The sequence below is a fragment of the Cobetia sp. 4B genome, assembly GCF_018831605.1.
Lineage (GTDB): Bacteria > Pseudomonadota > Gammaproteobacteria > Pseudomonadales > Halomonadaceae > Cobetia > Cobetia amphilecti.
On the sequence record NZ_CP059843.1, the window covers coordinates 4,200,264 to 4,214,944 of the forward strand.

The 14,681-nt window shown below is 62.4% G+C and carries 10 protein-coding genes and 1 tRNA gene; 4 read left to right on the top strand and 7 right to left on the bottom strand.

The annotated features are described in order from the left end of the window. Positions 1-3: 3 nt before the first annotated feature. The 4 genes from ntrC to glnA form a co-directional block, all read right to left on the bottom strand. Positions 4-1,413, bottom strand: coding sequence for a nitrogen regulation protein NR(I) (gene ntrC, locus H2O77_RS17280; protein WP_043335756.1), 1,410 nt, complete (start codon positions 1,411-1,413; stop codon positions 4-6). Then, the gene (glnL, locus tag H2O77_RS17285) at positions 1,410-2,504 is read right to left on the bottom strand and encodes a nitrogen regulation protein NR(II) (RefSeq protein WP_276315211.1); all 1,095 of its coding nucleotides are present in this window, start codon (positions 2,502-2,504) and stop codon (positions 1,410-1,412) included. The genes ntrC and glnL overlap by 4 nt, the downstream gene beginning before the upstream one ends. Before the next feature lie 262 nt (positions 2,505-2,766). Continuing rightward, positions 2,767-3,459, bottom strand: coding sequence for a DUF4124 domain-containing protein (locus H2O77_RS17290; protein WP_054556333.1), 693 nt, complete (start codon positions 3,457-3,459; stop codon positions 2,767-2,769). Positions 3,460-3,926: 467 nt separating this feature from the next. After that, a complete protein-coding gene (gene glnA, locus H2O77_RS17295; protein ID WP_043335758.1) occupies positions 3,927-5,333 on the bottom strand; it encodes a glutamate--ammonia ligase in 1,407 nt (468 codons plus the stop codon). A 642-nt stretch (positions 5,334-5,975) separates the two neighbouring features. Between glnA and typA the strand changes: the two genes are divergently transcribed. The 3 genes from typA to rnk all read left to right on the top strand — a co-directional run bounded on the left by typA (position 5,976) and on the right by rnk (position 9,926). Then, on the top strand, positions 5,976-7,784 hold the full coding sequence (typA, locus tag H2O77_RS17300) for a translational GTPase TypA (protein WP_043335760.1): 1,809 nt from the start codon (positions 5,976-5,978) through the stop codon (positions 7,782-7,784). Between the two features lie 650 nt (positions 7,785-8,434). After that, positions 8,435-9,325, top strand: a complete 891-nt coding sequence (locus tag H2O77_RS17305) for a WYL domain-containing protein (protein ID WP_215823616.1) — start codon at positions 8,435-8,437, stop codon at positions 9,323-9,325. Positions 9,326-9,512: 187 nt separating this feature from the next. Then, entirely contained in the window at positions 9,513-9,926 is a 414-nt protein-coding gene (gene rnk / locus H2O77_RS17310; RefSeq protein ID WP_215823617.1) for a nucleoside diphosphate kinase regulator, read from the top strand. A 6-nt stretch (positions 9,927-9,932) separates the two neighbouring features. Here rnk and H2O77_RS17315 read toward each other — a convergent pair whose 3' ends face one another. Then, positions 9,933-11,438: a coniferyl aldehyde dehydrogenase gene (locus H2O77_RS17315; RefSeq protein ID WP_240548653.1), complete on the bottom strand. Its 1,506-nt coding sequence runs from the start codon at positions 11,436-11,438 to the stop codon at positions 9,933-9,935. 358 nt (positions 11,439-11,796) lie between these two features. Then, positions 11,797-11,873 (bottom strand) — tRNA-Arg (locus H2O77_RS17320). 144 nt (positions 11,874-12,017) lie between these two features. On the opposite strand from H2O77_RS17320, the gene H2O77_RS17325 reads away from it, so the two are divergent. Beyond that, on the top strand, positions 12,018-12,512 hold the full coding sequence (locus H2O77_RS17325; protein ID WP_215823619.1) for a c-type cytochrome: 495 nt from the start codon (positions 12,018-12,020) through the stop codon (positions 12,510-12,512). A 30-nt stretch (positions 12,513-12,542) separates the two neighbouring features. On the opposite strand, the gene rep is transcribed toward H2O77_RS17325, so the two are convergent. Continuing rightward, on the bottom strand, positions 12,543-14,624 hold the full coding sequence (rep, locus tag H2O77_RS17330; RefSeq protein WP_043331771.1) for a DNA helicase Rep: 2,082 nt from the start codon (positions 14,622-14,624) through the stop codon (positions 12,543-12,545). Positions 14,625-14,681: the final 57 nt, after the last annotated feature.

Sequence of the window (14,681 nt, forward strand, 5' to 3'; positions counted from 1 at the left end):
TCCTCAGTCCTCGGCCAGCGCCGGCAGCAGCACCTTGAGCTTGCGGGTCAGGGTGTTGCGGCCCCAGCCCAGCAGCTCGGCGGCTTCGCCCTTGCGGCCACCGGTATGCTTGAGAGCCGTCTCGATCAGGATGCGCTCGAAGTCGGGCACCGCCTCTTCCAGCAGATGGGTGTGGCCGGCGGCGAGTGCGCGGTCCGCCCATTCGCGGAAGGCACCACGCCAATCGCCGGAGGCCGCCTCGGTGCCGCTGGCATCGCGCAGCTCCGGCGGCAGGTCCTCGATCATCACTTCACGCCCCGAGGCCATCACCGTCAGCCAGCGACAGGTGTTCTCGAGCTGGCGCACGTTGCCCGGCCAGTCGAAGCGCGTCAGGTGTTTCTCCGCGGCCTCCGTCAGCACCTTGGGTTCGGTCGACAGCTCACGCGCGGCCTCGCCCAGGAAGTGGCTCATCAGGCGTGGAATGTCTTCGCGGCGCTCCGACAGGCGCGGCAGATGCACGCGAATCACGTTGAGGCGGTGGAAGAGATCCTCACGGAAACGCCCATCCTCGACCAGCTTTTCCAGGTGCTGGTGCGTCGCGGCGATGATGCGCACGTCGACCTTGACCGGCGTGATGCCACCGACACGATAGAACTCGCCATCGGCCAGCACGCGCAGCAGGCGGGTCTGGGTCTCGGCGGGCATGTCACCGATCTCATCGAGGAACAGCGTGCCGCCATCGGCCTGCTCGAAGCGCCCGCGGCGCAGCGCCGTGGCGCCGGTGAAGGCGCCCTTCTCGTGGCCGAACAGCTCCGATTCCATCAGGTCCTTGGGAATCGCGGCCATGTTGAGCGCGATGAACGGCTTGGCGGCGCGCGGCGAGTGCTGATGCAGCGCCTGGGCCACGCGCTCCTTGCCGGTACCGGACTCGCCGTTGATCAAGACGGTGATATGCGACTGAGACAGGCGGCCGATGGCGCGAAAGACTTCCTGCATCGCCGGCGCTTCGCCGATGATTTCCTTGGTCAGCCCTTCCGGCACGGCGGCGGGCGCCTTGGATTCACGGGCATGTGCCACGGCGCGCCGTACCAGCGCCAGCGCTTCATCGACATCGAACGGCTTGGGCAGGTATTCGAAGGCGCCGCCCTGATAAGAGGCCACGGCGCTGTCGAGGTCGGAATGCGCCGTCATCACGATGACGGGCAGGTCCGGGTACTTCTCGCGCACGCGCGCCATCAGGTCGAGCCCATCGGTTCCGGGCATGCGGATATCGGTGATCAGGACATCCGGGCACTGGCGCATGATGCTGGCTTCGGCCTGATCGGCACGCTCGAAGGTTTCCACCTCGAGGTCGGGTTGTGCCAGAGCGCGCTCCAGCACCCAGCGAATGGCACGGTCGTCATCGACGATACAGACGCGGGCAGTCTCGCTCATGTGTGATCTCCAGAAGTGCCGGCTAGCGGAATGAGTAATCGGAATTCGGTATGGCCGGGGCGCGAGTCACACTCGATCAGCCCCTGATGCTGGTGCAGGATGCCCTGGGCGATCGACAGCCCGAGCCCTGAGCCTTCGGCGCGCCCCGAGACCATCGGGTAGAACAGCGTCTCGCGCAGGCTCTCCGGAATGCCGGGGCCGTTGTCGATGATCGCCAGCTCGCAGACCAGCCGGTGGCGCTCATGGCCCAGCGTGAACTGACGACGAGCGCGGGTCCGCAGCGTGATCTCGTAGGGAGCGGCGTCAGGCTGCGGTGAATCGGGCTGTGGCTGCTCATTGAGGGCCTGGGTGGCATTGCGCGCGATGTTGAGCACCGCCTGGATCAGCTGGCCTTCGTCGCCGATCACCTCCGGCAGGCTCGGGTCGTAGTCGGCGCTCAAGGTGATGGCGCTGCCTTCCGCCTGCAGCAAGGCCCGCACCCGCTCGGTCACCGCATGCACATTGACCGGCGCCTGCAGCGGCGGCCGGTTCGGCCCGAGCATGCGATCGACCAGATCACGCAGGCGGTCCACCTCCTCGATGATGATGCGCGTGAACTCCACCATCTGCGGTTCGGGCAGATCACGTTCGAGCAGCTGGGCGGCGCCACGAATGCCGCCGAGCGGATTCTTGACCTCATGCGCGAGACCACGCGTCAGCACCTTGACCGCCTCCTGGCGGGCGATCAGCGCTTCTTCGCGCGAGATCTGCATCAGGCGGTCACGCGGTTCTATCTCGACCAGCAGTTCATTGGCGCTGATGGGCGTCGCGGTGAAATCCACCGTCAGCGCTTCATTGGCCGCGTTGATGATCTCGGCCTCACGCTGGGTGTAGGGGTGCTGTTCCTCCAGCGCCTTGCGCAGCACATTGATCAGGGTGTCATCCAGCCCGGTCATGTTGTCGGGCGTACTGCCCTTCACACGCGCCAGACTCACCGCCAGCAGCGTCTCCGCGGCGGGATTCATCCAGACCATCTGCAGCTGTGAGTCCAGCACCACCACGGCAGTGTTCAGGTGTTCGAGCAGTCGTTGATGCATGGGTTTGTTCGCCATCTGCAGTACGTCTCCCTGTTCTGCAATAACCGCGCCAGTCTGGTGCAGGCACCGAGAACACGGCGTCCGATGCTGTGCAACCATTTCTGGCCCCTCATCTTGGCACCAAAATGGTGCAGGCGAAAAATCGCGCTCGAACCCGCGTTGCCTCACTTCGCCGCCAGGCGGCCCGACATCGACTGGCCCAGACACGAAAAAGCCGCCCGAAGGCGGCCTGTCAGCGAAGGAGAAACGCGCGAAGAAAAAGGCCGCCCAGACGCTGCTAGCCACCACCAGCATTGGCAGGGTTGTTGGGGTTGCGAGGCAGATTGACGCTGGCGCGCTGCACATAGACCACCTTCGGCTCACTGGTCTGGCGCACGCGGCCGGTGGAATCCAGCAGCTCCGCCTGGATGACATGCTTGCCACGCTCCAGCGCCGGCACCATGAAGACGGTGCTGTGCATGGCGGATTGAGACGGCGCACCGTCCACGGTCACGCGCACCTTGTCTTCCGGGCGCAGCTTGGGCTCGATCCCCAGGCGCACCGCCAGATTGCCCGCCTGCCCGGTCTGCAGCGTCTCCTCGTTGGACGGGCTCTGGATGGTGAAGGTGGTATAGCCACGGAAGGCCACATCCACCGCAGGCGCCCGGGTGCGGGTGCTCTCGCTGGATGAGGAAGAACTCACGCGCGACGGCGTGCTGCGTCGCGGCGGCAGGGATTCCGTCGACGGCACCACGCTGAGCGGCGTCAGCTGCACCTTGCTGCCGCCCGCAGGCTGATCACTGAAGACCACGTTGCCGTTGGCATCGACGTGACGATAGACCTGGGCCGCCTGAAGATCGAACGACAGGCTCGACAGCATCAGCGTCGCTGCCAGCAGCAGGCACTGCAGTGGCTCGGGGCGCGCTGCTGGCAGTGCACGCGAGTCAGTCGCGGGGTTCGCGACGCGCAGGGAGGATACGAAGGGCCACATCCGAAGATTCCTGAAGAGAGTCATGGGAGGCCAGAAGCCGCAGGCAGCTCCAGCGGGTTGGGTCTATCGACAGGCGATCCTGCAGCCTGATGACAAGGCTAACAAGTTACAAAGCTTACCGCGTTGATGCCAGCATTTGGGGCCTTCGACAAGACGCCTGTGTGCATTGACTGTCACGCAAGGCTACCACCGCGCCCTGCATATCTGTCAGCAGCATGGCCGATCTCAGGGAAAAGGATCAGGGGCAGAGCAAAGGATCAGAGCAAAGAGATAGAACGAAACAGGGCCATAATGAAAAACAGGGCCACAACGAAAAACAGGGCCACACCTGTCGGTGTGGCCCTGCTGTCGTCATCTTCCGAGGCTTGCCTTCACCGGGAAGGCACTCCGTCAGATGGCGTGGCTAGCGAATGGCTGCCTCAACCTCTGCAGCGCTTGGACGCTGCTGTACTTAGGCGCTGCAGTACTTAGACGCTGTAATACATGTCGAATTCGAGCGGGTGAGTCGCCATGCGCAGGCGCTGGACGTCTTCGCCCTTCAGCTCGAGGTAGGCATCGATCATGTCGTCGGTGAAGACGCCGCCCTGGGTCAGGAACTCACGATCGCCGTCCAGCGCGGTCAGGGCCTGTTCGAGGCTCTCGGCCACGGTCGGGATGGACTTGGCTTCTTCGGCCGGCAGGTCGTAGAGGTTCTTGTCCATCGCGTCGCCCGGGTGGATCTTGTTCTTGATACCGTCGATACCGGCCATCAGCATCGCGGAGAACGCCAGGTACGGGTTGGCCGTCGGATCCGGGAAACGCGCCTCGACACGCTTGCCTTTCGGGCTGGCGGTGTACGGGATACGGATGGAAGCGGAACGGTTGCGGGCAGAGTAAGCCAGCATGACCGGCGCTTCGAAGCCCGGCACCAGACGCTTGTAGGAGTTGGTGGACGCATTGGTGAAGGCGTTCAGGGCACGAGCGTGCTTGATGATGCCGCCAATGTAGTAGAGGGCCATTTCGGACAGACCCGCGTACTCGTCACCGGCGAACTGGTTGTCGCCATCCTTCCAGAAGGACTGGTGAACGTGCATGCCGGAACCGTTGTCACCGACCAGCGGCTTGGGCATGAAGGTCGCGGACTTGCCGTAGGCGTGAGCCACGTTGTGGATCACGTACTTGAGTTCCTGAACCTCATCGGCCTTCTTGACCAGGGTGTTGAACTTGACGCCGATCTCGTTCTGGCCGGCGTTCGCCACTTCGTGGTGGTGAACTTCGACTTCCTGACCGATGGCTTCCAGAGTGTTGCACATGGCAGCACGGATATCGTGGAAGCTGTCGATCGGCGGGACCGGGAAGTAGCCGCCCTTCAGACGCGGACGGTGACCCAGGTTGCCGCCTTCCGGCGTGGAATCGGTCGCCCAGGCACCTTCTTCGGAAGAGATCTTGAACATGGAACCGTTCATCTCGTTCTTCCAGTGCACTTCGTCGAAGATGAAGAATTCCGGCTCCGGACCGAAGAAGGCGGTGTCGCCCAGACCAGTGGACTTCAGGAATTCCTCGGCACGCTTGGCGACGGAACGCGGATCGCGCTCATAGCCCTGCATGGTGGCCGGCTCGATGACGTCGCAGCGCAGCACCAGGGTGGTGTCTTCGGTGAACGGGTCGAGGAAGGCAGTGCCGTCGTCCGGCATCAGGATCATGTCGGATTCGTTGATGCCCTTCCAACCTTCAATGGAGGAACCATCGAACATCTGGCCGTTCTCGAAGAATTCCTCATCCACTGTACGCGCCGGGATGGAGACGTGCTGCTCCTTGCCCTTGGTGTCGGTGAAGCGCAGATCAACCCACTTGACTTCGTGTTCTTCAATCAGGGCAAGTGTCTTCTCAGCCATGGTAATTCTCCGATGGAGCCGGCGGCTCTGGTTACAGTTGGTGTCAGCGTTGTCTGGGGTTATTGCTCTATTTTGTAAGCCTTTTCTCTCATGGTCGGCGTCGTTATGCCAGCCATCAGACAGGATGCTCTAACAATGCAGCGAGCGTGCCAGAATGGCGCACGCCGCAGCGCTAATTTCAGTAAGCTCATGAATATGCTGAAAAAAAACATCACCATCTTCATGCATGCAGCACGAAAACCCGACCAAAGATGGGCCGACAAGGTGCAAAAATTCTTGCCGCGCAGTGCAGATTCATCATTTGAGTGCACCAAAAAACGCCATTGCTCCACATTGGTGCAAAACACTGAATCCCGGGGATTTCTCCGCTCACACCCGATGATCACGTCAGCATCACATTGCGGTCATTTCTTTCTTTCATCCTCATGTTTGCCTCGACTCACAAGTTTTTTTCATCCGCGACAAGGGCGCGGAAAAGACTTGAGAGACAACCATTTGGGCACTTCAGGCCAACTGAAGGCACTCGCTGACTCGCCTCGTGAATGCACGATGCTGGCAGGAGGCATGCCATGCCCCCTATAATGCGCCCCAAATCACAAGCGCCCGGTACGCGAGCGCCCATTTTCCGCACAGGTTCCCGTCGTGATCGAGAAACTTCGCAACATAGCCATCATCGCCCACGTTGACCACGGTAAAACTACCCTGGTCGACAAGCTCCTGAGTCAGTCTGGCACCCTGGACCGCAAGGCCGAGGGTCAGGAACGCATCATGGATTCCAACGACCAGGAAAAAGAGCGCGGCATCACCATTCTCGCGAAGAACACCGCGATCCAGTGGAACGACTACCACATCAACATCGTGGATACCCCTGGGCACGCTGACTTCGGTGGCGAAGTCGAGCGCGTGATGTCCATGGTCGATTCCGTGCTGCTGCTGGTCGATGCCGTCGATGGCCCGATGCCGCAGACTCGCTTCGTGACCCAGAAGGCATTCGCCCAGGGCCTGAAGCCGATCGTCGTCGTCAACAAGATCGACCGTCCGGGCTCTCGTCCTGACTGGGTCGTTGACCAGATCTTCGATCTGTTCGACAACCTGGGCGCGACTGACGAGCAGCTCGACTTCCCGATCATCTACTGCTCTGCCCTCAACGGCATTGCCGGTATGGATCCGGAAGACCTGAAAGACACCATGGACCCGATGTTCCAGTCCATCGTCGACATCGTCGAGCCGCCGAAGGTCGAGCTGGACGGTCCGTTCCAGATGCAGATCTCCGCACTGGACTACAACAGCTACGTCGGCGTCATCGGTCTGGGTCGCATCAAGCGCGGCGCCGTCAGCCCGGGTCAGCAGGTTTCCATCATCACCAAGGAAGGCGCTGTCCGTAAGGGCAAGATCGGCCAGGTCATGACTCACATGGGTCTGGACCGCGTGCAGACCGACAAGGCGACTGCCGGCGACATCGTCTGCATCACCGGTATCGAGAACCTCGCGATCTCCGACACCATCTGCGACACCGCCACTGTCGAGGCGCTGCCGCCGCTGACCGTCGATGAGCCGACCGTCTCCATGACCTTCCAGGTCAATGACTCTCCGTTCGCCGGTCAGGACGGCAAGTTCGTCACCAGCCGCAACATCCGTGAGCGTCTGGACCAGGAACTGATCCACAACGTCGCACTGCGCGTCGAACAGGGCGAGACTCCGGAGAAGTTCGTCGTCTCCGGTCGTGGTGAGCTTCACCTCTCCGTTCTGATCGAATCCATGCGTCGTGAAGGCTTCGAACTGGCCGTGGGCCGTCCGGAAGTCATCATCAAGGAAATCGACGGCAAGAAGCAGGAGCCGTACGAAGAAGTCATCATCGACTGTGAAGAGCAGCACCAGGGCTCCATCATGGAAGAGCTGGGCTACCGCAAGGGCGAGCTGACCAACATGAACCCGGATGGCAAGGGTCGTGTGCGTCTGGACTTCATCATCCCGTCTCGCGGTCTGATCGGCTTCCGTGGTCAGTTCCTGACCCTGACCTCCGGTACCGGCATCCTGACCAGCCGCTTCGATCACTACGGTGATCTGAAGGAAGGCGCAGGCGTCGAGCGTCGCAACGGTGTCATGATCTCCATGGTGCCGGGCAAGGCACTGTCCTACGCCCTGTACACCCTGCAGGAACGTGGCAAGCTGATCATCGGTCACGGTACCGAAGTCTATGAAGGCATGCTGGTCGGTATCCACAACCGTGCCAATGACCTGGTCGTGAACCCGACCAAGGCCAAGAAGCTCGATAACATGCGTTCTACCGGCAACGATGAAAACATCGTGCTGACGCCGCCGATTCGCTTCACCCTAGAACAGGCGATCGAGTTCCTGGATTCCGATGAGCTGGTGGAAGTCACTCCGCTGCACATCCGTATCCGCAAGAAGTACCTGAAAGAGAACGAGCGCAAGCGCGCCAGCAAGTAAGCTGGCCCAGCCTGCCCCCTGCCTGATGGCAGGGGGCATCGTGCTCAAACGCAAAAGACCCGCCAACTCGGCGGGTCTTTTGCGTTTGAGCACTTTTCGCTGTTGCCGCAAAGGACAGCATGACCATCTCTCTAATACTTATGAATGTCATTGCAGGAAGTGCGTCGCTATTAGGGCTCGCAGAATAAGGGAACTTTGCGCGATACCTTGGCCTGAGGCATCTCTAACACTTAAATGAGGGTTATATGAGGCATATTCGTGTTGCGCATATAGCGTCTTCATTCAGAGCATGCCACACACGGCCAACGCCCCTGCGCAACGTAATGTCTTGATCTGTTGATAGCGCGCAATCACACGTCACCGAGCGAGGATAAATCGTCGAATTCTAATGATGCGTCGCGTTTGAACGACGCAAAAACGAGACGTCGATGCGCAGTCACTAGGGTCAACGCAACGGAGCAGGTATCTTCTGCCGGAGCTTTCTTTATGCATATCCTGCAGTTAACGAAGACTTGTTCGCCACACGCCACCCGGAGCAGGGTCCTCTTACCGATCCTCGTGAGCACTCGCCATGTGTCGCCATTGCCAAGCCAGGTGTGTGCAATGCGTCACGAATACGCTCCAGAAGACCCGTATGAAAGGATTCAGCAATGAGCATCAAGCAACGCCTCGAAGTCCTGCCATGGGACACGCTGGCGCGTTACCGCCTGATCGAGATCATCGCCTTGTGGGAGGGGCGAGTCACTTCGCGTCATCTGGGCAACGCCTTCGGTATCGCCAGACAGCAAGCCTCGCGCGTCATGAAGACCTACCGCGAGACGGTCGCCGAGAACAATCTCGAGTATGACCCCGTCATCAAGGGCTACCGTCCGTCGGCAAATTTCTGCCCCATGCTGACGCGGGGTGAGGTCGATGAATACCTGCAATTGCTGGGCAATCACGACAATCTGAATCCGCATTTCACCGGGTTGGGGCTAGGCCAGGCAAACACCGAGGCCCTGCGCCTGCCGTCACGCAGCGCCAGTCCGCCGGTGGTCAGGGCCTTGATCGAAGCCGCCAGTCAGGGCGCGCGTCTCGAGGTGACCTATGCCTCTCTCAACTCTCCCCAGGGGGAGGAGCGCATCCTGTGTCCGCATACGCTGGTCTACGCCGCTGGCCGCTGGCACGTGCGCGCCTTCTGCGAGAAGAACCGGGCTTTTCGTGACTTCGTGCTGTCTCGATTCCGCGCGGTGCCGGAGCTGTTCGGTGAAGCCCTCGAGGGCAGCCAGCGCGAGTGCGATGAAGGCTGGGAGACGCGAGTCACCTTGAAGCTGGGCGCCGATCCGCGCCTGACGCCCGCCGAGTGCGGCCTGATAGAGCAGGACCACGGCATGGTGGATGGCGAGCTGCACCTGCCGACACGCGGCGCTCTGGTGCAATACGTCCTGCGCGAGCTGGGCATCAATCCGGACCATCTGGAAGAGTCTCCGCGCGCCCAGCAGCTGGTCGTGCTCAATCGCGACGAGATCACTGACTGGCTGTTCGTCAGCTCCAGCGCCTGACGCGGGAGTGAGCGGGTCTGCCCTCGCGCTGACCTCAGTTGCCTGAATGGGCTATCCATCGCCGAGCGAAGTTTATATGATGACTTCTGCACACAGTCCTTCGCCCTTCCCGGCGGAGGGCTGTTTTTTTGGTGTCCCGCAAGGCCTTGCTCGCAAGGGGCTGACACCACGACTGACAGGAGGTCTCATGGCCACACTTCCCTCGATCATCATCAATCGTCTGGACGCCGAACGCCTCGAGCGCCTGATTGATCGCGTTGCCGCCGCCGACCGTCAGGTGGCAGAACAGCTTGAGGATGAGCTGGAGCGCGGCGAGGTCGTCGAGCCTCACGAGGTGCCCGCCGATATCGTCAGCATGAACAGCCGCGTGGAGTTCACGGACCTGACTCGCCAGCAGACTCTGGTGCGCACGCTGGTCTATCCGCATACGCTGCCCGGCCAGCAGGATGGCCTGTCGGTGCTGGCGCCACTGGGGGCTGCCCTGCTCGGCCTCAAGGTCGGCAGCCTCATCGAGTGGCGGCTGCCGGATGGCAGCCTGCACGAGGTGCGTATCGAGGCGCTGCATTACCAGCCGGAAAGTGCCGGCGACCTGCACCGCTGATATCACCTAGCGCATCAGCAGCCGGCGGATAAGACCATGGATGGCGCGCGCTGTCGGCCCATCGGCATAGGGCGGATACATCAGTCGCGCGCCATTCATGCGCCCCTTGGCGAAGATTCCCTTGGCCTTGCTGAGCGTCTGGAAGCCTTCCTTGCCATGATAATGGCCCATCCCCGACGGCCCGATACCGCCGAACGGCATGTCATCCTGCGCCACATGCAGCAGGGTGTCGTTCAGACACATTCCGCCCGCATGCGTGCCCTCGGTGACCCGCTGCTGTTCGTGCTTGTCGTGGCCGAAGTAATACAGCGCCAGCGGCCGGGGCCGGGCGTTCACATAGGCCATCGCGACGGATAGCGTATCCGCCGGTGCCTCCAGCAACGTGTCCCTCACACTCATCTCGCCCTCCGCCTCATCCACTGCCCCCGGGTCCGACAGGCCGACGATCGGCAGCAGCGGGCCGAAGATTTCCTCCTGCATCACGCGCATCTCATCCGTCACCTCGAGCAACGCCAGCGGCGGCATCAGACGCTTCTCGACCAGCTGCGGGTCATTCCAGTCGGGACTGTCGACCAGAGGCCTGAGTGTCGCACCCTTCGCCAAGGCGTCCTCGAGCACCTCTCGCAAGCGCTGGTACTGACGCTGATTGATGATGCGCGAATAGTCCTGCGTCTCGCAGAAGCGCGGATAGAAGCGCTGGAAGGCCTCACCCAGCGCCGTGACCAGCAGCGGGACCTGGTCCTCACTGCACAGCACATAATCCGGCGCGACGCAGGTCTGGCCGGCGTTCATGCCCTTGCCGAAGGCCAGCCGCCCGGCCGCTTCACGACGCTGCGCCTCATCCGCCATCAGTTCACGCGACATGATCACCGGCGACTTGCCGCCCAGCTCCAGCGTCACGGGGGTCAGGTTGTCCGCCGCGGCGCGCATCACATGCTTGCCGACCGCCGTGCTGCCGGTGAACAGCAGGTGGTCGAAGGGCAAGGCCGAGAAGGCCGCCGCCACATCGGCCTCACCGATCACCACGGCCACCTGCACCTCATCGAAGGCATCGAGCAGCATCATGCGCAGCGCCTCAGCGGTCTCGGGGGTGAACTCGCTCATCTTGATCATCACCCGATTGCCGGCACTCAGGGCGCTGATCAAGGGGCCGATCGCCAGATAGAGGGGATAGTTCCAGGGCACGATGATGCCGACCACACCCAGCGGCTGATAGACGACGCGCGCAGAGGCCGGTTGGAAGGCGGCGCTGACATGGCGCTTGGAGGGCTTCATCCAGCCCTTCAGGTGACGGCGTGCATGACGAATGCCTTCGTAGCTCGGTACCAGTTCGGCCAGACGCGTCTCATGGGCGCTGCGGTGGCCGAAATCAGCGCTGATCGCCGCGATCAGGGCCTCTTCGTGTGACTTGAGCGCATCACGCAGCGAGGTCAGCCAGGCCTGGCGCTCATTGGCGCTGGGCATCGGCGACAGGCCATAGGCGGCGCGCTGGTCTTCCAGCAGCGCCTGCATGCGCGTGATCTCCCGAGTGGCAGTCTCGCTGCTCTCATTAGACGAGCCAGCAGACGAGACAACAGATTCAGGCGAAGCAGGATCAACAGGGGCGGCAGTCGTCATGAGAACATCCAGTGAGGGCCGGCGAAGCCAGCAGCGAAGGCAGACAGCCACGAGTATGGCGTACCAGTCGGTAGCGACCGGCGCGCGGAGAATCGCCAGCGTGGCTCATCCCGTTTTAGAACACTCGTTTGATGACGTCAAAGAAAGTCGCTTGCGCCGCTGGTGCGCGCCGCAATGCAAAAAGCCCCCGCACCGTGAGGTACGAGGGCTTTTCGGGTGTCGACCGGCAATGGCGCCGGTGACGGGAATTCGTTGGCGCGCCCAGCAGGATTTGAACCTGCGACCCCTGCCTTCGGAGGGCAGTACTCTATCCAGCTGAGCTATGGGCGCGCATGCCAAGGTTGCAGTGAACCGAGGCGCGCTTATGGTAACGTCTTGATTCTACGATGTCGAGATATCCCGCCAGCCACGCGGTTGCTGCGCCTCCGGCGAGCGCTATACTGGCTCGATACACAGCCCCAAAAGGTGCACGCCATGCAAGCTCGCCGGCCAGCTGCTTTTCTCCTCAAGCGCTCTTCCCTGTCACTCTCGTTGAGCGCGATGCTGTTCAGCGTGCTTGTCAGCGCGTCCACACAGGCCGCAGACAACTCCCGCGAGGCGATTGCCGAGCGACTCAAGCCGGTGGGCGAGCTATGCGTGAAGGGCGATGCCTGCGCCGGTGATGGCTCGGCAGCGAGTTCTCAGCCGGCGGACAGCGGCGCTGGCGGGCAAGCCAGTGCCGCCAGCGCGATAGACGGCGAGAAGGTCTACGGTGGCATCTGCATGGCCTGTCACACCACTGGCGCCGCCGGTGCCCCGCGCCTGGGCGAGGCCGGCGACTGGGAAGGCCGCCTCTCCAAGGGCGACGAGACGCTCTACACCCACGCCATCGAAGGCTTCAATGCCATGCCGGCCAAGGGCGGCAACCCGGCGCTTTCCGATGAGGAAGTGAAGGCCGCGGTGGATTACCTGCTCGACTCCGTGCGCTGAGTCTCAGCGCACAGTACCCGACAATCAACATCAGCCCAGCAGCGAACGCAGGCCCGCGATGGCATCCCGCCCGCGGGCTACTTTCTTCTCCTGATCCTGCGGCTTGTCGGCCCGCCCTTCCCACTCGAGGTCTTCCGGCGGCAGCTCATCCAAGAAGCGGCTCGGCACGCAGTCCATCATCTCGCCGTAGGTCTTGCGCTGGCGCGCCAGCGTCAGCACCAGGGTGCGCCGCGCCCGCGTGATGCCCACGTAGGCGAGGCGGCGCTCCTCCTCCACCGTTTCCATTTCGATGGAGTTGCGGTGCGGCAGCAGGTCTTCCTCCAGCCCCAGCACGTAGACATGCGGAAACTCCAGGCCCTTGGAGGCATGCAGCGTCAACAGCTGCACGCGGTCGGAGTCATCTTCCTCGGCCTGCTGCTCGAGAATGTCGCGCAGCACCAGGCGTGAGATGGCCGCCGCGACATCGCCAGTCTCGGTATCGCCGATCATCGCCTCGCTGCCCTCCAGCTCCTCCACCTCTTCCTGCGGATTGCCGCTGATCGACTTCTCGAGCTGATCGACCAGAATCCAGACGTTGGCCATGCGCCGCTCGGCGATCTTGGGCGCACTGGCGTTCTGATACAGCCAGCCTTCGTAATCCACCTCGCGGAACAGCTCGCGGATCGCGCTGATCGACTGGCCGGCATCCATCTCGCGGCGCACGCGGTCCAGCGTGTGGGTAAAGCGGCCGAGGCGGTCCAGCGCACGCTCGCTCAGCTGCTCGCGCAGGCCCATCTCGCTGCAGGCGGCGTAGAGCGATACACCACGCCCGGTGGCGTAGTTGGCCAGCTTCTCCAGCGTGCCCGGCCCGACTTCCCGCCGCGGCACATTGACGATACGCAGGAAGGCGTTGTCGTCTGCCGGATTGATCAGCAGACGCAGGTAGGCCATCGCGTCCTTGATCTCGTTGCGCCCGAAGAAGGAGGTGCCGCCGGAGAGCTTGTAGGGAATCTGGTAGTGCTGCAGCTTCAGCTCCAGCAGGCGCGCCTGGAAGTTGCCGCGATAGAGCACCGCGAAGTCACGCCATTCGGCGCCTTCCTTGATACGCCGCGTGAGAATCTCGCCCGCCACGCGCTCGGCCTCGGCCTCTTCGTTGCGATTCATGATGATACGGATCGGGTCGCCATCGCCCATCTGCGACCACAGCGTCTTGTCGTAGACGTGGGGATTGTTGGCGATCAGGGTGTTCGCCGCGCGCAGGATGATACCGGTGGAGCGATAGTTCTGCTCCAGCTTGATCAGGTTCAGGCGCGGGAAGTCCTCACCGAGGGTGACGAGGTTCTCGGGGCGCGCGCCGCGCCAGGCGTAGATCGACTGGTCATCATCGCCCACCACCGTGAAGGTCTGGCGCTCCTGCATCAGCATCTTCACCAGCAGATACTGGCTGATATTGGTGTCCTGATACTCATCGACCAGCATGTAGTGGATGCGCCGCTGCCAGCGCGCCAGCACCTCGGGGTGATCACGGAACAGCACCACCGGCAGCAGGATCAGGTCATCGAAGTCGACCGCGTTGTAGGCCTTGAGGTGCCGGTTGTAGGCCTCGTAGATCACCGCGGCGTACTGGGCGTCTTCATCCTCGGCATGCGACAGCGCCGCCCCGGGCAGGATCAGGTCATTCTTCCAGGTGGAGATCTGGCTCTGCACCGCGTTGATCTGCTCGGCGTCGGTGTCGGCTTCCTTGTGCATCAGCTCCTTGATCAACACCTTGGCGTCATCGGTATCGAACAGCGAGAAGCCCGGCTTGTAGCCCAGCGTCTTCAGCTCTCCGCGAATGATGGTCAGGCCGAGGGTGTGGAAGGTCGAGACGATCAGCCCGTGGCCCTCGCGGCCCTTGAGCATCTTGCCGACACGCTCCTTCATCTCGCGCGCCGCCTTGTTGGTGAAGGTCACGGCGGCGATGTTGCGTGCCTTCATGCCGCATTCCTGCACCAGATAGGCGATCTTGGTCGTGATCACGCTGGTCTTGCCTGATCCGGCACCGGCCAGCACCAGACAGGGGCCATCGATGGCGCGCACGGCTTCCTGCTGGCGGGGGTTGAGCTTGGCGAGGCGATCACGGATCTCGGTCATCACGGTGTCCTGCTGGGCGAAGAAAGGGAGCGGAAATGCATCTCACGCGGGGCGATG

Coding starts and splice junctions, on each gene's coding strand:
- H2O77_RS17305 (WP_215823616.1), top strand. CDS start 8,435: ATGAGCATCAAGCAACGCCTCGAAGTCCTGCCATGGGACACGCTGGCG.
- rnk (WP_215823617.1), top strand. CDS start 9,513: ATGGCCACACTTCCCTCGATCATCATCAATCGTCTGGACGCCGAACGC.
- ntrC (WP_043335756.1), bottom strand. CDS start 1,413: ATGAGCGAGACTGCCCGCGTCTGTATCGTCGATGACGACCGTGCCATT.
- glnA (WP_043335758.1), bottom strand. CDS start 5,333: ATGGCTGAGAAGACACTTGCCCTGATTGAAGAACACGAAGTCAAGTGG.
- H2O77_RS17315 (WP_240548653.1), bottom strand. CDS start 11,438: ATGCAGGCGCTGCTGGAAGACCAGCGCGCCGCCTATGGCCTGTCGCCG.
- H2O77_RS17325 (WP_215823619.1), top strand. CDS start 12,018: ATGCAAGCTCGCCGGCCAGCTGCTTTTCTCCTCAAGCGCTCTTCCCTG.
- glnL (WP_276315211.1), bottom strand. CDS start 2,504: ATGGCGAACAAACCCATGCATCAACGACTGCTCGAACACCTGAACACT.
- H2O77_RS17290 (WP_054556333.1), bottom strand. CDS start 3,459: ATGTGGCCCTTCGTATCCTCCCTGCGCGTCGCGAACCCCGCGACTGAC.
- rep (WP_043331771.1), bottom strand. CDS start 14,624: ATGACCGAGATCCGTGATCGCCTCGCCAAGCTCAACCCCCGCCAGCAG.